Source organism: Streptomyces coeruleofuscus, assembly GCF_039532725.1.
Lineage (GTDB): Bacteria > Actinomycetota > Actinomycetes > Streptomycetales > Streptomycetaceae > Streptomyces > Streptomyces coeruleofuscus.
On the sequence record NZ_BAAASE010000001.1, the window covers coordinates 1381635 to 1402956 of the forward strand.

At 70.5% G+C, this 21322-nt stretch carries 21 protein-coding genes and 1 pseudogene; 10 read left to right on the forward strand and 12 right to left on the reverse strand.

The features are described from left to right. Positions 1-28: 28 nt before the first annotated feature. Positions 29-1453: an amidase gene (locus ABFX81_RS06035; RefSeq protein WP_086852844.1), complete on the reverse strand. Its 1425-nt coding sequence runs from the start codon at positions 1451-1453 to the stop codon at positions 29-31. Positions 1454-1694: 241 nt separating this feature from the next. On the opposite strand from ABFX81_RS06035, the gene ABFX81_RS06040 reads away from it, so the two are divergent. Together ABFX81_RS06040 and ABFX81_RS06045 are read left to right on the forward strand one after the other, a co-directional pair. Next, positions 1695-3083 (forward strand): AbfB domain-containing protein, encoded by a 1389-nt coding sequence (locus ABFX81_RS06040; protein WP_086852846.1) that lies wholly within the window; start codon positions 1695-1697, stop codon positions 3081-3083. Positions 3084-3539: 456 nt separating this feature from the next. Next, complete coding sequence (locus tag ABFX81_RS06045; RefSeq protein WP_428837144.1) at positions 3540-4472, forward strand: DUF6207 family protein; 933 nt, start codon at positions 3540-3542, stop codon at positions 4470-4472. A gap of 167 nt (positions 4473-4639) precedes the next feature. Here the strand turns inward: ABFX81_RS06045 and ABFX81_RS06050 are convergent, their stop codons facing one another. The 4 genes from ABFX81_RS06050 to ABFX81_RS06065 form a co-directional block, all read right to left on the reverse strand. After that, the gene (locus ABFX81_RS06050; protein ID WP_346137713.1) at positions 4640-5677 is read right to left on the reverse strand and encodes an SGNH/GDSL hydrolase family protein; all 1038 of its coding nucleotides are present in this window, start codon (positions 5675-5677) and stop codon (positions 4640-4642) included. Between the two features lie 526 nt (positions 5678-6203). Continuing rightward, the gene (locus tag ABFX81_RS06055) at positions 6204-6755 is read right to left on the reverse strand and encodes a phosphatase PAP2 family protein (protein ID WP_086852849.1); all 552 of its coding nucleotides are present in this window, start codon (positions 6753-6755) and stop codon (positions 6204-6206) included. Positions 6756-6806: 51 nt separating this feature from the next. Then, the gene (locus ABFX81_RS06060) at positions 6807-7847 is read right to left on the reverse strand and encodes a YihY/virulence factor BrkB family protein (protein ID WP_346137778.1); all 1041 of its coding nucleotides are present in this window, start codon (positions 7845-7847) and stop codon (positions 6807-6809) included. A 321-nt stretch (positions 7848-8168) separates the two neighbouring features. Continuing rightward, complete coding sequence (locus tag ABFX81_RS06065) at positions 8169-8639, reverse strand: SPW repeat domain-containing protein (protein WP_086852871.1); 471 nt, start codon at positions 8637-8639, stop codon at positions 8169-8171. Positions 8640-9286: 647 nt separating this feature from the next. Between ABFX81_RS06065 and ABFX81_RS06070 the strand changes: the two genes are divergently transcribed. Further along, positions 9287-10060, forward strand: coding sequence for a PspA/IM30 family protein (locus ABFX81_RS06070; protein ID WP_086852851.1), 774 nt, complete (start codon positions 9287-9289; stop codon positions 10058-10060). Then, the gene (gene pspAA / locus ABFX81_RS06075; RefSeq protein WP_086852853.1) at positions 10057-10335 is read left to right on the forward strand and encodes a PspA-associated protein PspAA; all 279 of its coding nucleotides are present in this window, start codon (positions 10057-10059) and stop codon (positions 10333-10335) included. Before ABFX81_RS06070 ends, pspAA begins: the two co-directional genes overlap by 4 nt. Before the next feature lie 232 nt (positions 10336-10567). Here the strand turns inward: pspAA and ABFX81_RS06080 are convergent, their stop codons facing one another. Both ABFX81_RS06080 and ABFX81_RS06085 read right to left on the reverse strand, forming a co-directional pair. Beyond that, positions 10568-10699: a hypothetical protein gene (locus ABFX81_RS06080; protein ID WP_346137714.1), complete on the reverse strand. Its 132-nt coding sequence runs from the start codon at positions 10697-10699 to the stop codon at positions 10568-10570. 429 nt (positions 10700-11128) lie between these two features. Next, the gene (locus tag ABFX81_RS06085; RefSeq protein WP_086852855.1) at positions 11129-11992 is read right to left on the reverse strand and encodes an NAD(P)H-binding protein; all 864 of its coding nucleotides are present in this window, start codon (positions 11990-11992) and stop codon (positions 11129-11131) included. 126 nt (positions 11993-12118) lie between these two features. Here ABFX81_RS06085 and ABFX81_RS06090 point away from each other — a divergent pair, with 126 nt between their 5' ends. From ABFX81_RS06090 to ABFX81_RS42165, 6 genes and pseudogenes are all read left to right on the forward strand, one after another. Continuing rightward, entirely contained in the window at positions 12119-13045 is a 927-nt protein-coding gene (locus ABFX81_RS06090; RefSeq protein WP_086852857.1) for a cupin domain-containing protein, read from the forward strand. 359 nt (positions 13046-13404) lie between these two features. Next, positions 13405-13596, forward strand: coding sequence for a hypothetical protein (locus tag ABFX81_RS06095; RefSeq protein ID WP_086852859.1), 192 nt, complete (start codon positions 13405-13407; stop codon positions 13594-13596). Further along, entirely contained in the window at positions 13593-14402 is an 810-nt protein-coding gene (locus tag ABFX81_RS06100) for a hypothetical protein (protein WP_086852861.1), read from the forward strand. Before ABFX81_RS06095 ends, ABFX81_RS06100 begins: the two co-directional genes overlap by 4 nt. Beyond that, a complete protein-coding gene (locus ABFX81_RS06105) occupies positions 14399-15331 on the forward strand; it encodes a DUF6895 family protein (RefSeq protein WP_086852863.1) in 933 nt (310 codons plus the stop codon). The genes ABFX81_RS06100 and ABFX81_RS06105 overlap by 4 nt, the downstream gene beginning before the upstream one ends. Next, positions 15328-16413: a serine hydrolase gene (locus ABFX81_RS06110; RefSeq protein ID WP_086852865.1), complete on the forward strand. Its 1086-nt coding sequence runs from the start codon at positions 15328-15330 to the stop codon at positions 16411-16413. Before ABFX81_RS06105 ends, ABFX81_RS06110 begins: the two co-directional genes overlap by 4 nt. Positions 16414-16859: 446 nt before the next feature. Then, a pseudogene (locus tag ABFX81_RS42165) lies at positions 16860-17171 on the forward strand (M48 family metalloprotease); the annotation flags it as partial. 262 nt (positions 17172-17433) lie between these two features. Here ABFX81_RS42165 and ABFX81_RS06115 read toward each other — a convergent pair. From ABFX81_RS06115 to ABFX81_RS06135, 5 genes are all read right to left on the reverse strand, one after another. Next, positions 17434-18162, reverse strand: a complete 729-nt coding sequence (locus tag ABFX81_RS06115) for a DUF1775 domain-containing protein (protein ID WP_346137715.1) — start codon at positions 18160-18162, stop codon at positions 17434-17436. 55 nt (positions 18163-18217) lie between these two features. Next, positions 18218-18868, reverse strand: coding sequence for a hypothetical protein (locus tag ABFX81_RS06120; RefSeq protein ID WP_086852334.1), 651 nt, complete (start codon positions 18866-18868; stop codon positions 18218-18220). 102 nt (positions 18869-18970) lie between these two features. Then, positions 18971-20368, reverse strand: a complete 1398-nt coding sequence (gene chrA / locus ABFX81_RS06125; RefSeq protein ID WP_086852332.1) for a chromate efflux transporter — start codon at positions 20366-20368, stop codon at positions 18971-18973. Then, positions 20365-20796: a chromate resistance protein ChrB domain-containing protein gene (locus tag ABFX81_RS06130; RefSeq protein ID WP_086852330.1), complete on the reverse strand. Its 432-nt coding sequence runs from the start codon at positions 20794-20796 to the stop codon at positions 20365-20367. Before ABFX81_RS06130 ends, chrA begins: the two co-directional genes overlap by 4 nt. After that, complete coding sequence (locus ABFX81_RS06135) at positions 20793-21233, reverse strand: Chromate resistance protein ChrB (RefSeq protein ID WP_086852327.1); 441 nt, start codon at positions 21231-21233, stop codon at positions 20793-20795. Before ABFX81_RS06135 ends, ABFX81_RS06130 begins: the two co-directional genes overlap by 4 nt. Between the last annotated feature and the right edge of the window lie 89 nt (positions 21234-21322).

Sequence of the window (21322 nt, forward strand, 5' to 3'; positions counted from 1 at the left end):
CCGCCCTGCTGGACCGGTGCGGGGCCGCTCAGGCGGCAGCGGAACGCTCCGTGACCGGCGGCGCCGGCCACTTCTCGTGCCAGCGCAGCTCCGCCTCCAACTGCGCGGCCACCTGCACCAGCAGCGGTTCGCTGTTCGCCGGGCCCAGCAGCTGGGCCCCGACGGGCAGGCCGTCCGCCGTGAAACCGGCGGGTACGTTGACGCCCGGCCAGCCCAGCACGTTCCACGGCCAGGCGTACGGACAGGCGGCGATCATCGCCCGGTCGGTGGCGAATCCGCTGAGCTCCAGCAGGGCGCCGATCCGGGGCGGGGGAGCGGCGGTGGTGGGCGCGAGGACGACGTCGTACGAGGTGAAGAACCCGCCGATACGGTGGTGCAGGACGCTCTCCGCCCGCCGGGCCGCCCGCAGCGGTGCCCCGCCGAGCAGCCGGCCCAGCCGGGCCGCCCCCAGGGTGCGCCGGTCCAGCAGCGCCGGGAAGGGCGCCTCGGCCACCCGCTCGGCGATCCCGGCGGTCGCGCGCGGCACGAAGGTCAGCCCGATCTGACCGTACGGCGGGTCCGCCTCCTCGACCGTGTGTCCCAAGGCCGCCAGCCGGTCGGCGAGTTCGACGACCCGGGTCCGCACCTCCGGCAGGAGCCGGGCGGGAACGGCCGTGAACGGCGGCTTGAGGGCGAGCGCGATGCGCAGCCGCCCGGGGTCGCGGCCGACGGCCGCCGACGCGTCGACGGCCGGGGGCCGGTGTGGGTCCAGCGCGTGGTTGCCGCTCGCCGCGTCCAGCAGCAGGGCCGCGTCGGCGACCGTACGGGCCAGGGTGCCGTTGACGGTGATGCCCTGGAAGGACTCGCCGCGCGGCCAGGTGGAGACGCGGCCGCGTTGCGGCTTGATGCCGACCAGATGGGTCCACGCGGCCGGGATCCGCACCGACCCGGCGCCGTCCGAGCCGAGCGCGGCGGGCACCAGACCGGCGGCGACCGCGGCGGCCGAGCCGCCCGAGGAACCACCGGGCGTATGGGCCGGGCTCCACGGGTTGCGGGTCGCGCCGAAGGCCGGCCCCTCGGTGAAGGGCCACTGACCGAACTCGCAGGTGTTGGTCTTGCCGACGATCACGGCTCCGGCCGCGCGCAGCCGCCGCACCGCCTCGCCGTCCTCGGCGACCGGCGGGAACTCCCCGCAGCAGCCGAAGGCGGTCGGCTCGCCGGCCACGTCCATGTCGTCCTTCACCGCCACGGGCACGCCGAGCAGCGGCTTCCTCACGCCCGCGGCCAGCTCCCGGTCGGCGGCCTCGGCCTCGGCGAGCGCCGCCTCGGCCCGGACGATCCGGAAGGCGTTGATACTGCCCTGCGCCGCCTCGATCCGCGCCAGCGTCCGCTCGACCAGCGCCCGGGACGTCACGTCCCCGGCGGCCAGCGCACGGGCGGTCTCCGCCAGGCCTGCGGCACGGTCGAGCGTCATACGGACACCTCCGGAAGCAGCTTGTCTACCGAACGGTAACGTCCGATGGCTGGTGGTGGAACGCCGACGACAGGAGTGGACGTCCACCCACCGACCACATCTACCTCACTGGGCTCATCGGCTCCTGTTCAAACCATTGACGCCTCCCTGCCCCGCCCTTACTTTCTGATCCCTCACTTCTGATCGAGTTGCCGAACCTTGTTCGGTATACCGACCCCTTGTGTCTCAGGGAGAGCCGCCCGTGACCTCACGCCCCGTCGCCCCGTCCCGCCGTACGCTGCTGCGCGCCCTGGCCGCCCTGCCCGCCTCCGCGGTGCTGCTGGGCGAGGCGCCCGGACTGCTCGGCGGCGCCCTGGCCGCCGCACCGCCGAACGGCTCCGCCACCCGGTACACGATCGTGCCGTTCCTCAACAGCGACGACGGCACGGTCAACGTCTACCAGTCGGACGACGCCACCGACTTCCGGCTGCTGCGCTCCTCCGCGTACACGCCGCCGGCGGGCCGCATCCGCGACGCCAGCGTCATCAGACACACCGACGGCTACTACTACGTCACCTACACCACGCGCACCTGGCAGGACACCAGCAGGACCATCGGCTTCGCCCGCAGCTCCGACCGCGTCAACTGGACGTTCCTGTACGACTACACGGTCCCCGTCGGGAACCTCTCCCGCGCCTGGGCGCCCGAGTGGTTCGTCGACAGCGACGGCAGCGTCAGCGTCATCGTGTCCTGCTCCACCACGAACGACGAGTGGATCTTCACGCCGTACCTGCTCAGGGCCACCAACTCGGCGCTGACGGCATGGAGTTCACCGGTGGCGCTCGCGGGCATCGGCGCCAACCACATCGACACGTACATCGTGAAGACCGGCTCGACGTACCACGCCTTCCCGAAGAACGAGACGACGAAGTACATCGAGTACGCCACCGCCTCGAACCTCACCGGCCCGTACACGATCCGCAGGACGGGCGACTGGGCGGGCTGGGGCAGCTACCGCGAGGGCCCGGCGCTCGTGCGGCTCGACAACGGCGGCTGGCGCATCTTCTTCGACGGCTACGGCGACGGCAGCTACTACTACAGCGACAGCTACGACACCTTCGCCACCTGGACGGCACCGGCCGCGCTGCCCGGAATCTCCGGCACGGCACGGCACTTCACGGTCATCAGGGAGACGGTCGCGGTCGGCCCGAGCCTGCCCCGGAACACCACCCGTTCCTTCCGGTCGGCCAACTACTCGACCCGCTACTGGCAGCAGCAGTCCTCGCTCCTCAACCTGCCCGTGGTCAGCGGCTCCAGCACCACCGCCGAGAAGCAGGCCGCCACCTTCACGGTCGTCGCCGGCCTGGCCGACGGCAGCGGCTGCTCCTTCCGCGACGCTGCCGGAAACTACCTGCGCCACTGGGACTTCCGCGCCCGCTTCGACCCGAACGACGGCACGAGCACGTTCGCCAAGGACGCCACGTTCTTCCTCCGGGCCGGCACGTCATCGGGGTCCGTCCGCTTCGAGTCGTACAACTACCCCGGGTACTACCTGCGCCACTACGCCTACCAGCTCCGCGTGGAACGGCCGAACGGAACGGAGCTGTTCCGGCAGGACAGTTCGTTTGTGCCGGTGGCATCCTGGGCGTGACCTGCACCCCTGCTGACCTGGGCAATTGTGCTGAGGGTTGCGGAATACCTCCCTCCACTTCCCTGGTTTTCCGGGAGTTACCGGCCGAGTGTGCACTGGTTGTGCACTGGTGCGAGCGGGGCGGGGTGCGCGATGAGATGGCGGTAGCAGGCCGTCAGGCGCGGTCCGGGGCGTCTGCGTTTCGTTGACACAGTGAGAGGGTGCGGCCTCTGTGTTCCCTCGTGGTGGCAGGGCCGCGGCCTGATCGTCAATGGCATCAGCGGACTACAGGGCCGAGCCGATGCTGTGACAGCGGTGCTGGGTCTGCTGTTTTGCGGACGGGCAACGGTTGCGGAAGGCTGCCGATACGCTAATTGACGCCCGTTCTGGCGGTGTGCGGCAACCATGACATGAGCTGCAAAGGAATCGTCTGATGTGCGGCGTGGTCAACGGGCGGTTGGCCCCGCGGTCGTGGGAGTGCTCCGGCCTGTTGCCGGATTCCGTGCCCGGAGCCGGTGTCGGACCGCACTCGCGGGGATCAACCGCGGTACACGATCTGGTCCGTGGAGAACTTCGCGCCTACCGCATGCCCGTTTCACGGTTGCCCGGCGTGCCGATCTGACGGAGGAGTGCCTGCGTCTGCTGGGCCCGAGGACGCCGCGCCGCCGGGGCGGCCGGCTGATCCTGGTGGCGACTCAGCTTGCCGAGCAGTCCTTCGATGTCGATGCCGACCTACTGATCACGGATCTGGCCCTTGTTGATCTTCTGCTGCAGCGTGTAGGACGGCTGCACCGGCACGAGGACACTTGGCGCCCGGACAGACTGCGCGTGCCACGGTTGTTCGTTACGGGGTTCGAGCCGCGTGAGGGCCGTGACCCGGCATTCGCGTTTGCCGGCGAGATGATCTACGGGCGTCATCTGTTGCTGCGGACCGCTGCTGTGCTGCCCGGTGCCGGTGAGGTGTGGTCGGTTCCGGGAGACGTGCCTGGGCTGGTTGAGAAGGTGTACGGGGCGGACGCGTCGTTGCTGCCCGAGGCGTGGCAGGAGTCTCGTGAGGCTGCCTGCCGGGAGCAGGAGAACCGGGACCGAGCCCGTGCCGAGGAAGCGCGGCAGTTCCTGCTGACTCCGCAAGGTGAGCACGAGAGGCGGACGCTGGCGGGTTTGGTCGTCGTCGACGTCGCGGCCGCCGACGACCACACCGCCTTCGCCTTTCAGCAGGCGCTCGCCTCCCGGTGGGCCACCGCCACCACCGACCGCACCACGCATGACCCAGGTCAGCCCGGTGTCCGGCTGCGCTGCTACCTGGATCTGCGCCAGGACGTCGCCGTCGAACTGACACTGCTGCCCGCCGTACCCGGCTGCCCTGGACAGTGCCGAATTCGGGAGCGGAGTCGGCAGCATCGGCGTTGAGGTGCCGTCCTCTGCATCGTGCGCCAACGCCCTGTGACGGAGCCGGTGGCGGTGTCGGCCCCGGGGCGCTGCACGGCAAGGCCCCAGGTAGCGGACCTGGGGCCTCGTTCCGGAGTGGATGACGCAAACAGGATCTGGGGTCATCCGAGTTCAGGGCTGGGGCCCGGTCAGCGGTTGAGGACTGTCTCGATCTTGGCGGCCACGTACTTGGCCTGGATGTCACGGCCCTTGTCGTTGGGGTGTCCGTACCACGGGATCGGCTGGCCGAAGAGGTCGAGCTTGGAGGTCTCCAGCAGGCCGCCGATGCCGCGGTTGGCGCCGTCGCACGCCGTGTTGTTCCCGGTGCGGTCGTAGAGGTCCACGAAGTCGGCACCATCATCCGCGGCGGCCTTCTTCATGACGTCGTCCAGCCGCTTCTGCACCTGGTCCAGGAGCGGCAGCGCGTCCTTGGGGATGTCGGCGAACGGCAGTTCCGTCTGGCCGGGGGCCGCAGTCAGGCACCTGGTGGTGTCCTCCGGCACGAGCCTGGGGTAGCCGACCAGGACCCGCTCGGCGTCCGGGGCGAAGTAGCTCATGCGCATGAGGATCTGCTCCAGGTCCCCTTCGACCTGCTGGAACTGGTAGTCCAGCCATGCCTTTGCGTCTTCCGACTCGAAGAAGTCCTTGCACTCGCCGGCCGGCTTGTCCGGGTCCACCGGCTCTCCGGGCAGCAGAGGGTGCTTGCGGAGTTCGTCGGAGCACTGCTTGAGGATGCTGGTGAAGCCCAGCGTGTTGCCGCCCATACCACCCACGACGAGCCGGGTGTTGTCCTTGAGCGCGTCCTGCTGCGCCGGGACCTTCCCGGCTCCGAAGGGCAGCTCCTGCTCCTGCCAGAAGTGGTGGATGAGTGCGCCTCCGCAGGAGACGTCCGCCTGGACGTCGAGGGTGATGTTCTTGTCGGCCAGGCGCTGGGTGGCGACGGCGGGATAGTTCTTCGTGGTCTGGAAGCACCAGCCCCTCTCGCTGTCATGGTCCTTCACGGGAGCGATGCCGAAGTTGGCGGTGTAGGAGTCGCCGAAGAAGACGGTCGGCACCGGGTCGGCGGGCGCCGCGGTGGCAGTGCCCGCCGGGACGGCGAGCGCCAGGCAACTGCCCAGTGCGACGGCCGCGGCGGCCAGCCGCTGCGGCAGAGAAGTTGTCGTCGACTTACGCATGGCCGAAGGCATGCCTGTGCCCTTTCGTCGGGACCCACGAGGAGAGGAACGGATGACTCCGCATCCCGATCACGACGGTGGCAGACGACCGAGTCCAGGCGACATGGGTGACCGGTCAGGTCACCCGCAGGGGTCATGCCTTCCCCATTCCTCACACGAGTGGTGAACAGGGCGCCGACTTAAGGACCGGTGCACGCCGTTGCCCGCCCACTGCACGGCGCGCTCCGCTGCGGAGCGGCGACTGCGAGGCTTGCTTCGTCGACGACTGGTTCAAGCTCATCCCCCTTGCTTCCGAGGGAACAGCGCAGGGTGGGAATAGGCCGTGCCTGCTGGGCGTCCCGGCCCAGATGGATGGGCCGGGACGTTCAGCGGCTGTTTGCCCTTGCACGTGCGCGGCTGGCAGTTGCCCTCATAGTCTGGTGTTGCCCGGGGTAGCCGCGGAGGTCTGCCATGCCCCGGAACATCTGGAGCGGCGCGATCACAGGACTCGGTATGGCCAGCAGGCGCTGCATCAATACGCCAGTCGTACCCGGCCCTGTTATTGGGGCCAGTGGCGCTGGATCAGGCGCGGAGCGTGGCGAGTGAACCAGGAGCTGGCCAGGCCGATGGCGGCGCCAGCAGCAACGTCGCTGGCGTAGTGGGCGCCCCTGTGCACCCGCTCGGCCGCCACCATCACCGCCGGCACCGCGCACGCCGTTGCCACGCGCGGCCACGTCGGTGCAACGGCGCTGGTGAAGGCCACTGCGGCGGCGGTGTGACCGGACGGGAAGGAAGATGACCTGGGACGGTCGTCGACGTCGTCGTGCGGGATCCACTCCTTCGGCGGCCGCGGACGCTCCTGGAGGGGCTTGGCCACCGCGTTGGAGACCAGCTCCGCCACGGCCATGCTCGCCAGCCCCGTCAGCGCGGCCTCGCGGCCACGCCCGCCCCCGGCGACGGACAGCAGCACGGCCGCGCCGCACCACAGCCTGGTGTGCTCGGCAGCCGCCCGGACCGCGGGCAGCACCCGGCGCACGAACGGCGAGTTCCACGACGCCATGCGGGCGGTCAGGCGCCGGTCGCCTTCTTCAAGCCCTGCCAGCACTCTCATGACTCCGGCTTCCCGGCCGGGGCATCTGATGCCGCGAGCACACGCCGCAGCTCATTCAAGGCGGCGGCGGTCGTCCTCATCCCACTTCCTGGTGTCGCGGGGATGGACGTACGGCTCCTTGTGCGGTGGGTGCCCGCCGACGACGGCGCGCTGGCGTGCGGTCTCGGCATCGAACTCCAGGCCGAGCAGGACGGCGACGTTCGTGATCCACAGCCACACCAGGAAGACGATCACCCCGGCGAAGGTGCCGTAGGTCTTGTTGTAGGAAGCGAAGTTGGCGACGTAGACCGCGAAGCCTGCGGAGGCGATCATCCAGATCACCAGTGCCAGGAAGCTGCCGGGTGTGATCCACCGGAAGCCGCGCACCCTCGCGTTCGGGCTGGCCCAGTACAGGATCGCGATCATCAGGGAGACCAGGAACACGAGTACCGGCCACTTGGCGATCGACCACACGGTGATGGCCGTGTCCCCGATCCCCAGCACCTTGCCCGCCTGCCGGGCCAGAGCGCCCGTGAAGACCACACTCAGCGCGCTGACCACCGCCAGGATCATCAGCACGACCGTGACGACGAGCCGCAGCGGCAACACCAACCACACCGGGCGCCCCTCGGGCATGTCATAGACGGCGTTGGACGTGCGGATGAACGCCGCCACATAGCCGGATGCCGACCACACCGCCAGGGCCAGGCCGACGATCGCCATCACCGAGCCGACGCCGCCGCGGCCTTCCATCTGCTGCACCGCGTTGCGGATCACATCGCGGGCGGCACCGGGAGTCAGCTGCTGCACGTTGTCCAGCACCTGCCTCGTCGTCGACTGTCCGGTGATCCCCAGCACCGAGACCAAAACCAGCAGAGCCGGGAACAGCGACAGGATGCCGTAGTAGGTCAGAGATGCCGCCCGGTCGACGAGCTCGTCGTCCTTGAACTCCTTGAACGTCCCTCGCAGAACCGCCCACCAGGACCTCTTCGGCATCCTGGTCAGAGCCTTCGGTGCTCTGCGCTCCACCTCCGCAGACGGGCCGAACCTCTCCGATTCATCCTCGCGGCCGTACGCCTCGACGTCCCGCCGCTGCGCCTCGCCGGGCTCCAGGCCCCGGCCCTGGTGAACGGTGTCGCGTCTGTGTCGCAGTCTCTGAGACGACAGCTCCTTGCGCGCGGACACGCGGCTCCGGCGCTCCGGTGCCAGCCGGATACGCCCTACCCGAGTGCGGCGGGGGAAGGGACGGCGTAAGTGCGGGGCGCCCGGGACGAGGGCCGTCGCTCTTCCCGTCCCGGGCGCCTGGGGTCCGCGGCGGGTCAGCGGCGGCACTGCCTCGCTCGCCGGTCTCCTCGTCGGCCTCAATGCGTTCCTTGCGGACCTCGCCGGTGATTTTTGCCGGGAATCCCCCCCGGTCGCCGGACCGGCGTGTGCTCAGCGGCCGGTTCCGCCGTATGCGCCCCCGTAGGCGCCCTCGGTACCGCGTGCGCTGCCTGAGCGGGCTGCCGCGCTGGCGGCAAGGGCGAGCAGCAGGGCGATCAGGCCCGTGACGATGTTGTTGGTGACGGTGCGTGTGGTGTCGACGTTGCCTGCCACCACCCATGGGGCGATGACCGTCCACGCGCCCAGGGCGCATGCGGCCCACGCCATGCTGTGCGTCCGGTCGTAGGCACGGCCGAAGCCGCCGCTCATCAGCAGCGCATAGCCGATCCCCACGATCAGGTTGTTGATGGCCAGCCGGGAGAAGCCGCCGCCGTTGAATCCCGCGATCCACGGGGAGGCCGCGAGGTAGAGGCCCGTGAGCAGGGCCAGTGCCTCGATGGCTTGCGCCCGCGGAGTCGTTGCGGCGCGCTCGGCCAGGGTGTGGCGCTGGCGCATCTCGACGATGTCGGGGTGGGTCTCCATGGTCGACTCGGTCGACCCGGTCGATCCGCCCGATCGGGTCGACCCGGTGGACCCGTAGTTGGGTGACGTCATTGCGATCACTTCCGAAAGAGAGCAACAAGAGGTGTGTTCAGCACGCCTGCCATGGGGCCGGCAGGACCATGCAGGCGGTCCGCTGGTGCGGCGGCTTCTACCGGCCAGGGCCGCCGCGCCCAGGAAACCGCCGTCGGGCGAAGCCCTGCGGTGACCCGCCCGAGCAGCTCACGCGCTGCCGCGTCGGGCTGTTCCCGAGCCTCACCGGTTACGGCCTTTGCCTGCTCGGTGACCGTGCCGGCGACCCTGTCCCGGTTAACCCTCACCCAATCGACGAAACAGCAAAACCAGCCACAAACCGGATTAAATCTTCCTAGTCGGTGACCCCGTCATCCGGCCGGCGCCATCCGCAATGCCGCAACCTCGCTTTGCTGGGCTCCTGCGCAGGTCTCGGTCCCGGTGGCCGACGACGCGCGGCCCGGCCGCCTCACCCACCGGTCCAGGCGGTTGCGAAGGCGGCAGCGACACCGCCCGGCCCACGGACCGGATCGCCGCAGGCGGGACGGTTTGCGGCGCACCGCCACCGGGCGGAGCCTGAAGGTGTACGCCTCTGTCAGAGGAGAGGAGGAGGGGCTGTGAGCAGCATCGCGGACCGCGTCACCCTGTTGTTCCGGAGCAAGGCGAACAAGGCCCTGGACCGGGCCGAGGATCCCCGTGAGGTGCTGGACTACTCCTATGCCCAGCAGCTTGAGCTGCTGCGCAAGGTGCGGCGCGGGGTGGCGGATGTGGCCACCAGCCGCAAACGGCTGGACCTGCAGCTGGTACAGCTGCAGCAGTACGCCGGGAAGCTGCAGACCCAGGCACAGCATGCACTGGCCGCAGGCCGCGAGGACCTCGCCCGCGAGGCGCTGACCCGGCGCAACGCGGTGACCTCCCAACTCACCGATCTGCAGAGCCAGCAGGCAGCGTTGCAGGCCGACGAGGACAAGCTCACCGGTGCCTCGCAGCGCCTGCAGACCAAGGTGGACACCTTCCGTACCCGCAAGGAGACCATGAAGGCCACCTACACCGCGGCTGAGGCCCAGACCCGCATCACCGAGGCCGTCACCGGCATCAGTGAAGAGCTGGGCGATGTCGGCCTGGCCATGCAGCGCGCCCAGGACAAGACCGAGCAGATGCAGGCACGCGCTGGCGCCCTGGACGAGCTGATCGACTCCGGAGTCCTGGCGGACGCGACCCTCCCCGCCGGCCGCGACGACATCCAGGCCGAGCTCGAGGCCCTCAGCTCCGGCACCGAAATCGAGCAGGAGCTGGCCCGGATGAAGGCCCAACTCCCGGCATCCGCAGCCCAACCGGCGGCCGTGGAAGGCGGCAGCCTCAACCGTCCGACGGGCCAGGAGGCACCATGATCATCCGGATTCTCGGCGAGGGCCAGTACGACGTCACCGATGCCCACCTCGACGAACTCAACAAACCCGACTCAGCCCTGCAGTCCGCGGCCGACGCCGACGACGAGGCAGCCTTCCACACCGCGCTCAACGCCCTCCTGGACACCGTGCGCCGCCTGGGCACAACCCTGCCGGATGAAGCACTCACCCCATCCGACCTCGTGCTCCCCGACCAGGACGCCAGCCTGACCGACGTACAAGCGCTGCTGTCCGACGAGGGCCTGATCCCGGGGTAAACGACGCGATTACGGCCGATCGCCGTTCGCAATGGGCCTGATTACTGCCGAGTCGCTCGCGGGTGGTCCGCGACCGGCTCGATCGAGCGAACCTTCCCTCATGTCGCCGCGGAGAGGCCCCATTTGACAGCATCCACTACCGGCGGCGCACGGCGACGACATGAGCCCGCACAAGAGACCCGCCCGGGAGAGCGCGGACCGTTCGCGTCGGCACCCGCAGCCGGACTAGACGTCACCTATGCCGGTGCCGCCGCTCCTGGAGCTTCCTCATCTGCTCCTCGATGCGCTTACCGCGCCCTTGGTCCTTGTGCCGCGACTTGCTGCTCTGCCCGCCCTGGCTCATCTGGCGCAACTTGTCAGCCATGTCTTTGGCCCGCTGCCTCATCCCTTCAGCACCCATGACCGTCCTCCCGCATTGCTTTTGGTCCTTCTGACCAGATTGTCATCCGGTCAGGGACCTCGCATCTGGCAGCGCCACTGGGCTGACCTCCGCGACGGTTGTGGGCGACCGGCGCCGCCGCAGCAGTCGTGGAGCGGACCGTGTCGGTGGACTCCACGGTCAACCAGGTTCACCAACACACGGCCGGGGCCGTAACTGCCTACCCCTCAGGATTTCAAACGCCGACGCCTCGTCCACATAGGAGTCGCGATGTACGCACACCCCGGTCTCGTCGCGGTAGAACTCGTAGGCGTGTACGCCGGATCCGGGTTCGGACGCGGCATCGATCGGCGCGGACCGTCGTCGCATTCCGTCGGCCCGATGGCGGGCGATCGGCGTCGCGTCGTCCGGCAGTTACGCGGTGGCGGCCAGCGCCGCTGCGACCGTGTCCGCGAGCGGGGTGGTGGGACGGCCCGTCAGCCGCGCCAGGTCGCCCGGCGTGGCCGCCAGCAGCCCGCGCTCGATCGCGGCGTCCAGGTCCACGAGGATCTCGGCGAGCGGCTGCGGCAGGCCCGCGCTTGTCAGGATGGACAGGTGCGTCTCGGCCGGGACGTTGTTGTAGGTGATCGTGCGGCCGAGCTGCCGGGACAGCTCGGCGGCGTACTCCGCAAGGGACCAGGCGACGTCGCCGCTCAGCTCGTACGCCTGCCCGAGGTGGCCGTCGCCGGTCAGGACGGCAGCCGCCGCGGCCGCGTAGTCGGCGCGGGCGGCGGAGGCCACCCGGCCCTCGCCCGCGCTCTGGACGACGGCGTTGTACCGCAGCACAGGGGCGAGCTGGTCGGTGTGGTTCTCGGTGTACCAGCCGTTGCGCAGGAAGGTGTACGGCAGCCCAACGTCCAGGATCAGCTGTTCGCTGACCTTGTGCGAGGCGGCCAGCTCGAAGTCGGCCTCGGGTCCGCCCAGGACGCCGGTGTACGCGAGCTGCGCCACGCCCGCCGCCTGCACTGCTTCGATCACGGCGGTGTGCTGCGCCACCCGCTGCTCGGCGTCGTTGCCGGAGATCAGCAGGACGCGGTCGCCGGCGCGGAAGGCCCCGTCGAGGGTCTCGGGCCGGCTGTAGTCGGCGATGCGCAGCTCGACGCCGCGCGCCGCGAGGTCCGCGGCCTTCTCCTTGTTGCGGACGACTGCGGCGATCTGCTCGGCGGGGACCGTGGCGAGCAGCTCGCCGACGACGAGACGGCCGAGGGATCCGGTGGCTCCGGTGACAACGATGCTCATGCGAGGGGTTCTCTTCCGTAGGGGTGGCTACGACGCTATGCGGCGAGAACGAGCCGACCCATGCCTCACAGTCCACGATCCTTTGCCCACCGTCTCGCAACCCGGAGCAAGAGTTAAGGTCAGCGCATGGATGTACTCAGCGACGCGATCACCGCCATGCGCGCCGGACGTCCGGAGTCCTTCCTCACCGCCGTGTCAGCGCCCTGGGGCCTGCGCTTCGCCGCCTCCGACGGCGCGGGCTTCCACATCGTCCTGCAGGGCTCGTGCTGGCTCCTGCCGGGCGACGGCTCAGCACCCGTCAGGCTCGGTCCGGGCGATGTGGTCTTCCGGCCGGACGGGCGCGGGCACGGCATCGCCGACGACCCGGCGACGCCTTTGACCGATGTGGTCCAGGAACCGGACGGCAGCTGGATCATCCGGGGCGAACTGCCCCGGGACACGGGGCCGACCACGGTCGTCCTGTGTGGTGCCTACCGGCTCAGCCGCACCAGGGCACACCCGCTGCTGACCGCGCTGCCCGGCCTCGTGCATCTCCCGGCCCGCATCGGCGCACACCGCGAACTGCGCGCGGCCGTCGACCTGCTGGGCGGCGAACTGGAACGACCCGGGCCCGGCACGGACGCAGTGGTGCCTTCCCTGCTCGACACTCTGCTGCTCTACATCCTTCGGGCCTGCCTGCACGACCAAGCCGTAGGAGCGGCCACCGGCTGGGCCGCCGCACTCGCCGATCCAGCCGTCGCCTCCGCCCTGCACGTCATACACGACCAACCCGCCCACCCTTGGACGGTAGAACAACTAGGCGCCCGGGCCGGCCTGTCACGGGCGGCCTTCGCACGCCGATTCAGCACGACCGTGGGCCAACCGTCCTTGACGTACCTGACCTGGTGGCGCATGACCCTCGCCGGCCGGCTGCTCGCCGCCACCGAAGCGCCACTGCGCACCATCGCCCAACAATGCGGCTACGCATCGGAATTCACCTTCGTCAGGGCCTTCACCAGGGAGTACGGGACACCGCCCGGCCGATACCGCAAAGCCACAGCACCCAGAGTCTGACGGCTTCGCGCAGGCCGATCCGCAGTACCGGCGCGACCGCCTGCTGCCCTCGGGCAGCTCGATGGGGCGCTGGCTGCACCCGCCGGACGTTCCTCCTGGCCATACCTCACAGCGCCGGCCGCTGGCACCGCGCTCGGCCAGACCTCTCCCCCGCTGAGGTTGTCCGGTTCGGCGGCTGACCCGCTAACCGCTCGGCGCACACGCGGGGCGGCCGGGGCGCTGTGGATGCCTTTCACTGCTTTCACCACGCGTGCACCCTATTGATTCCTTCGAGTGGTTTACCCGCCGACACGGCAATTTGACGCACGTGTTATGGAGACGCTCCGTGTAGTGAACGCGTACTTCTTCCAGGAGGAACAATGGCGATCGAACTGCTGCGGAAAGACTGCGTCACCCTGGACGCGGGGCTGTTGGAGGAACTGGTGACCTCCACCGAGACGCCGGTCAGTGACGCTCCGCCGCCCACCCCCGAGGGATTGGGCAGCGTCCGCCCGACCCTGCTCACCCTGCTCCTCTCGCCGAAGGAGCCGAAGGAGCCCCGCCGCCGGTGATCACCGAGAGGTCACGTGCTGCCCACTGCGCCTCCGCCGAACTCCTGGCGAGCAGAGCCCGGGAGGCCCTGAAGGGCGCAGGGGGCAGCACGATCGTGGCATCGCTTCTCCAGGAAGCGGCAGAGGCCGATGGGACCACCGGGGCAACCGGCCTGGTGACCGCGACGGGCGCCGTGCGCCAGTTGGGGGCGGACGCGCTGGCTCCCTACGTGCTGACCGGTCAGATTCCTGCACCGGAGGAGTCGGCCGCCGTACGCCTCACCCTGGCGGCGCTGCCTCCCGCGCCGCGGCTGCCCCCCGCACCCCCGCGCGGGCCGGAACCGCCGTGGATCCGGGCTTGGATCGACTGGGGCCTGGTCACACTGCTGGCCCGCCTCGCTCCCGGCGCCCCGCAGGCTCCGCCCCCGATGCCGTCAGGGCCACCGCACTTCGACAGCACCGCGCCCCGCCACCACTCCGCGACCTGGACGCCCCAGGGTGGAAGCGGGGAGGGCTGGGTGCCGTGGGCGCTGCGGATGGGGCAACTGGCGTCACTGGCCCTGCCCGGCCTGGACACTCCCGTTCACGAGGCCGCACGCTCCGGTACCGAGGCACTGGCCCGGGGCGCCACCCGCAGCCTGCTGCGGCGGGACTTCGTCACCGCGGCGCGCGTGACCCGCTGGCTGGCCTGGCTAGCAGCCGACAACGTCGCCCTCCCCCTGGACGCGGCCCTGCTCGTCGAGGACATCGCCCTGCGCGGCGGCGGAAACCGCTGCCTCCTGGACGTGGAGATTTGCCACCACATGCTCGGTCTGGAGGGCGTATGAGCACGGCGCTGGCCCAGACAGCCCATGACGTTGGTTCCCGCGCCCTGCACTGGCTGCACGCACATAGACAAGCGGGCGCGCTGGACGGCCGGGACCTCGCCGGAGACATGGAGGCCTACAAGGCCCTGCTGGAGACCGCTCTGGCCGCCTCGCTGGTCCTGCGCGACGGTGCCTCGGGGAGCGAACAGTGCGCACTGGCCCACGAGTTGCTGGACTTCGCCTGGGCACAACTGAAGGACGGCACACTGCTCTACGAGCGTCTCCTGCGCCAGCCTCTCGCCACCGATACCGTTGAGGGGTACGCCCACTTCGCGCGAGTCGGCTACCGCCACACCGGCATGGAGCGGCTCATCACGCACTTCGCCGCGACGGGCACTGCCCGGACCGTCGAATACGTGCCCAACCGGCGGCTCGCCATCGCCAACGCCCTCCGCGTCATCGGCCACGACCAGGGCGCGGACGACTGGGAGAGGCTGACGCGGGCCACCTGGCTCGGCAGCACCCCGCAGCCCTGGCACCTCGACTGGATGACCGGCTACGCAATCACCCACACCGTCTTCCACCTCACCGACTGGGGCCGCGCCCCCCGCGGACTGCCCGACGACCTGGCCGCCTACCTGGCCCTCTGGCTGCCGGTATGGACCGACGTCTGGGCCGAGACCGGCCAGTGGGACCTGGTGGGCGAACTGCTGATCATCGGCAGCTGCCTGCCCGAACCATACGTTGAGCTCGGCGACTGGCAGCGCCTGGCCGAAGTCCAGCACGCGGACGGCCTGGTGCCCCGTGACGACCACCCCGTCGACGACGACCATGCCACCCGCTTCCAGGACCACCATCACCCCACCGTCGTGGCAACCGTCGCCGGCACCATCGCCCTCACTCGAGCCCTGAAGGCCCCTCCCACCCACACGCCCGACACTCACGCATGACCTCCCACAGCGACAGCCCGGCGGACGCCGCGGACCGCCTGCACGCCCCCGCACCAGTGCGCGACGCCCTGCACGCTCTGCTGTCCGCAGCACCCGAGGCCAGCACCACCGCGATCGGCCTGCACCGCAAGGGCCGCCGCGCACTGCTTGTCCGCGGCCGCACCGCGCACCACGGCGGGGTACCGGCCGACGCCGGCACCCGCTTCGAAGTCGGATCCCTCACCAAGACGTTCACCGCCCTACTGCTGGCCGAACAGGCAGCCCGCGGCGAGCTGGATCTCCACGACCCCCTCGCCCGCCACCTGCCGGCTGGCACCGCCCTGCCCCCGAACGGCACCGTTTTCACCCTCACCCACCTGGCCACCCACACCTCCGGGCTACCTCGCCTCCCGCCCGGCCTGCTGCGCTCCGCCGCGCCACGGCTACTCACCAACCCCTACGCCCGCTTCACCACAGACGACGTGTTGCACGCACTGGCCCGCACCCGCCTGCGGGCCGCACCCAGCACCCGCGTGCGCTACTCCAATTTCGGGGTCGGTCTGCTCGGCTACGCCCTGACCGGCGCGGCCAGCCTCGGCCACACCTCGTACCCCGCCTTGCTCGAGGACCGCGTGCTCGTGCCCTTCGACCTGCGAGACACCGGCTGCACCACCACCGCACCCACGGGAAGCACGCAGGTCACCGGCCACTGGCGCCGCCGGGTCCGGCCCCCGTTTTGCATCCCCGGTCTCGCCGCAGCTGGAGCCCTGCGATCCAGCGCCCGTGACCTGCTCACGTTCGTCGAAAACCTCCTCGACCCGGCCTCCGCCCAGGTCCCGATCGCGCTCCGGGCCGCTCTGTTCGACGTACAGCGCCCGCGGCTCCGCCTACCGCGTGGCAGCGGCCTGGCGCTGATCTGGAACATCCGTCCCCGTCGCGACGGCTCGCACCTCTACCACCACTCCGGCGGCACCCGTGGCTGCACCGCCTTCGCCGGATTCAACCCCCACCACGGCACGGCCCTGGTGGCCCTGACGAACACCGCACCCGGCGCGGGCAACACTCTCATCCAAGACGCGTACACCACCCTCCTCGCCCTGTAACAGCCGGTCTGCTCCCAGCGGTTCATCCGGCCTGGGCCCACAGAGCACGGCTCGTGACAGGAGACTCGCCCTACGACTGGCTCTGAGCTGGTCGCAGATCGCAGTCCTGCCGAGCCGAGCGCCGACGGCTGAGGAGGTCCACCATGCTTGTCATCACTGGGCTCCTCGCACACGCGCTCCTGATCGGCGGACCTGTGACTCGGGCACTGGCCGGGGCGAGCTGGGGCAGCCGCCACCCGCAGGCAGCCCTGCGCCTGTGGCACTCCTGCGCCCTGGGGCTGCTGGCATCGGTGAGCGGCGCCCTGGTCCTGGCCGCGCACGACCTGTGGGAACACGGCATGGTGTGGCTCTTCCACGCCGACAAACCGCTGATCCACGCCGCCTACGGCGGTGCCTGGCAGGCGAGAGGCATCACCGAGGCGGCACTGCTCGCCCTCCTTCTGGGCATGACGGCGTTGTCGTGGACCGCTGCGCGAAGGTCTCTGCGCGTGCGCCGCGCACGTGACCGCGACCGGCTGACAGCCGACGCCCAGGGCTCGCACGGACGCGGCGACGACCCTGCGGTTCGAGTGCTGGCGCATGCCGCCCCGGTCGCCTTCTGCATACCCGGACCGCCCGGTCGCTCCCGCATCGTCGTCACCACCGCGGCCCAGGACCTGCTCTCGTCCGAGGAGCTCGCCGCCACCCTCGAACACGAACGGGCCCATCTGAGGCTGCGTCACCACCGGGCGATCCTCATCGCCGACGTCCTGACGGCGGCCCTCGGCTGGATGGGGCTGCTGCGCCCGTACGCCGACGGGCCGGCGCCCAGCAGTACCGGGGCGGCTGTCACGGGCTCTGACGGGCACGGCGGCCGCCGTCGTTCTCGCAGTGCCCGTGCTGGTAGCGATGGCCCCGGCGGTGCTGCTCGCCAACACGGCGCACCTGCCGGGTGCCGGGTAACGATCGGTCAGCCCCTTTGCTGCAGCGCCGCTTCTGCGGAGACCGCGGGGGCAAAGGGGCCGATCGGCATCCTTGCTGTTACTGCTGGGCGCCGGCCCGTCGGCGTACGGCGTAGGCGGCACCGCCCGCCACGATCAGGACCGCGGCGCCGATGCCGATCCATGCACCGGTCGAGAGGCCGCCGTCGTCCTCCTTCGCCTCGGCCTGGGCCGCCGGAGAGGACTCGGGCTCGGTCTCCGTGGGGGTGGGGGAGGGCGACGCCGGCTGGGTCTCGCTCGGGGACGGGCTGGCGGGCTTGGCGCCGGGCGCGGCGGCCTTGAGTTCGAGGACCGGGGCTTCATTGCCGTGGCCGTCGCCGCTGGGCTCAGCCAGTTCGATCCAGCGGTCGATCCGTCCGTCGCTGTAGGTCTGCAGCGTCTTGAACGCCAGTTCCTTCGCGTCGGGCAGCTGCTTGACGACGACCGAGTGCTCGGCGTCCTCGCCGGCCTTCACGGCCGGGCCCTTGATGACGTAACCGTCGTCGCGGGCCGTGAACTTCCAGCCCTCGGGGCCCTTGTCGTAGGCCACGTCGGCGGATGCGATGCCCTTGGGCAGGACCACGCGCAGCTCGGTGATCCCCGCGTCGGCGGATTCCGACTCCGCGACGAAGGTCAGCTTGACGTTCTCGGCGAGGGCTTGAGCGTTGTCGGCCTCGACCTCCACATGGGCGGCAGCCGGGCCGGTGGTGAGGAGGACGGCGCCGGTGGTCGCGGCGGTCAGCAGGGCCAGGCGCCGTGCGGTGCCGTGCTTCTTCATGGCATGGAACATGGGTGTCTCCAGGCAGGGACGAGCGCGGGACGGCCGGTCGGGCGTCCCGCAGAGGTCAAATGGCGAGAGAGACTCCTGCCCGGGGCGGGCCCCTGCGTACCAGCACGTCTGCGAGCACTGCCCTCTTCATAGGCGGCCCTTGCAGCCACGCCCCGATGACCGCCGGCGGCAACCGGTACCGCGCGGCTGCGAGGCGTTCCCTCAGCAGCGTCCAGACCGTGGCCATCCGGGCGCGGACAGCGTCGACCGCGGCCGTCATACCCCGCGCCAGTGACCAGCACACGGTGTCCGCCTGGTGCAGCAGTACGGCGACCAGCACCGCCGAAGTCGCGTGTACGGCGGTCATCGCGAGCGAGCCGTGCAGCCGCTCGTGCCAGGCCGTGTGAGCGTCCGTCCCGTGATGGGCGTGCGCGGGCACGGCCGTAGCCGGGGCGGAGTGCTCGTGTGCCGTCGCCAGCCACAGGTGCAGCGCAGACTGCGCCGCACCGCACACCGCCACCACGGACATCAGAGAACGGGGACGCCGGGCTCCGGCCAGTCCCACGGCGAAGAGCACGGCGGCAGCGGCCGCGCTCTGCCGCCAGGGCGCCGGTCCTTCGGCGACCAGATGGTGCGCGGACACCCCGAGCACCGTGCCGACGAACGCGAACACAGCGGCCCGGAACACGGGCAGTGGCGCGCGAAACGTCGTACTCGGCTCGGTCATGGCACGCCCATCATCAGGCATGACCGGGCGTGGGCGGGGTGGGATCCCCAAAGAGACGGCTCGTCCGGATTGCCGCTTGCCTGGCTGACCCTTGGTGCCATGTCAGCCGAGGGCCGTCACCCCGGCCACTGCAAGACCGAGGACGGCGCAGACGCCGAGGACGCGCAGGACGCTCCACTTCAGTGCGAAGACCATGACCAGGGCGGCGCAGGTGATGGCCAAGGCGGTGGGCCGCACGGTGGACAGGTCGGGGAGCTGGAGGTGCAGCGGCCCCCAGGTACGGTCGTCGACGTTCGCGAACCAGGTGTGGAGCGCGAAGTAGACGGCGAGATTGGCGATGACGCCGACGACGGCCGCCGTGATGCCCGTCAGCGCGGCGGACACAGACCGGTTGCCGCGCAGGCGCTCGATGTAGGGAGCGCCGAGGAAGATGAACAGGAAGCAGGGCACGAAGGTGACCCACGTGGTCAGCAGCGCGCCGAGCAGGGCAGCGGCCCAGGGGTTGAGGGCGCCAGGATCCCGGTAGGCGCCGAGGAAGGCCACGAACTGCACCACCATGATCAAAGGCCCTGGCGTGGTCTCCGCGAGAGCGAGGCCGCGGACCATCTCGCCCGCGCCGAGCCAGCCGTAGTGTTGGACCGCCTGCTGGGCTACGTAGGCCAGGACGGCGTAGGCGCCGCCGAAGGTGACCAGGGCGGTGCCGGAGAAGAACAGGCCCTGGGTGGTGAAGACACTTCCGGTACCTGTGAGGACCGCCACCGCGGCGAGCGGCGCGCCCCACAACAACAGGCCGAGCCCGAGGATGCGCAACGCCCGATGACGGCTGGGGCGTTCGGCGTGCAACGCGTCGTCGGCGATCAGTGGTGGTGGGCCGTCGTCGGCGGCGTGCGCGGCGGCCGGGCGCAGGGTCTGCGGGGCGAGGCGGGCCAGCAGCCAGCCGATGAGCGCGGCCACCGCAACCACCAGCGGGAAGGGGACGGCGAACAGGGCGAGCGCGGCGAAGGATGCGACTGCGAGCGCGATGAGGGCGGGGTGGGTCAGGGACCGTCGGCCCACCCGCCACACCGCCTGGGCGACGATGACGACCACGGCCGGGGCGAGCCCGGCGAACAGCCCGGTGACGGCGGCGGTCGTACCGAACGCGACGTACAGCGCCGACAGCGCGAGCAGGGCGACGACGCCAGGCAGGACGAAGAGAGTGCCCGCGGCCAGGCCGCCACGAGTACCGTTGAGCAACCAGCCGACGTAGACGGCGAGTTGCTGGGCCTCAGGACCCGGCAGCAGCATGCAGTAGCTCAGAGCGTGGTTGAACCGCTGCTGGCCGATCCACCGCTTCTCCTCCACCAGCGCGCGCTGCATCACCGCGATCTGCCCGGCCGGACCTCCGAAGGTCTGCAGGGATATCGCGAACCAGGTGCGCACCGCCGTCCGGAACGGCACGACATCACGTACGGCGGCGGACTCCGCCGTGTTCCCGGCCGTGGTCTGCGAGGCGCTCACGCGGGATCACGCCCGATCAGCGTGGCGCGGCGGTGGTACTCGTACAGCCCGTCGAAGAGGGGCCCGGTCAGTTCCAGGATCCGCTCGTCGTCGCAGATCATGGACAAGCCGCGCAGGACGACGTCCAGGCCGGGCGCCTCGGGGGCGTCGTAGCGTTCGTCGTCGAGATCGGCCTCGTGCACGATCTCGGCCAGCTTCCACAGCACCGGATCGGTCAATTCGTACCGGCGCAGGATCGTCTCGAACGAGCAGTCCCCGCCGTGGTGCCCGAGTTCCACGCCACGCATGTCGAACGGGGTCGCGCCTTCGGGGACTTGTGCGGGATCGGTGACGAAGACGAACTCCGCCTCCTTGTCGACGTGTCGGCGGATCAGCCAGGCGCAGGCGGCCCGGTCGATGTGGATGCCGGCGCGGGTCGCCCACTTCATGCTTTCTCCTCCTGAGGTGATTCGGTCCGCTCGGCCAGGGCGCGGACGGCGGCGTGCGCCAGGTCGCGTTCGGGCGGCGGGAAGAAGTCGCGACGGCCGATGCGCCGCAACCCGGCGCGCAGCTTGCGTACGGCGGCTGCGGTGTTGGTGCCGTCTGCGGCCTGGTCGGCCTGGTCGATCACGGCTCGGTACTCGGCGGCCCGCGCCTCGGCCATGCCGGCGGCCAGCTCCCGTTCCTGGGCGAAGGCGGCCGGCCGGGCCAGCCAGATCGAGGCGGCGCCGCCGGCCTCGATCGCCTCGTCCGCGATCCACTCCAACTGCTCGCGCGTACGGGCATCGGCGGGCAGCGCCACCAGACCGTCGGAGAGCTGGGCGACCCCGAGCCGCTTCAGCTTGCGCCAGACCGCGATGCGGGGCGTGGAGGGTTCGCGGGGCATCCGATAGGACAGCAGGACCCATTCGCCCGGCTGGGCTGTGCCCGGGGCTGGGACTGCGCGGTCACGACACAGGCACCTCCTTCACGCAG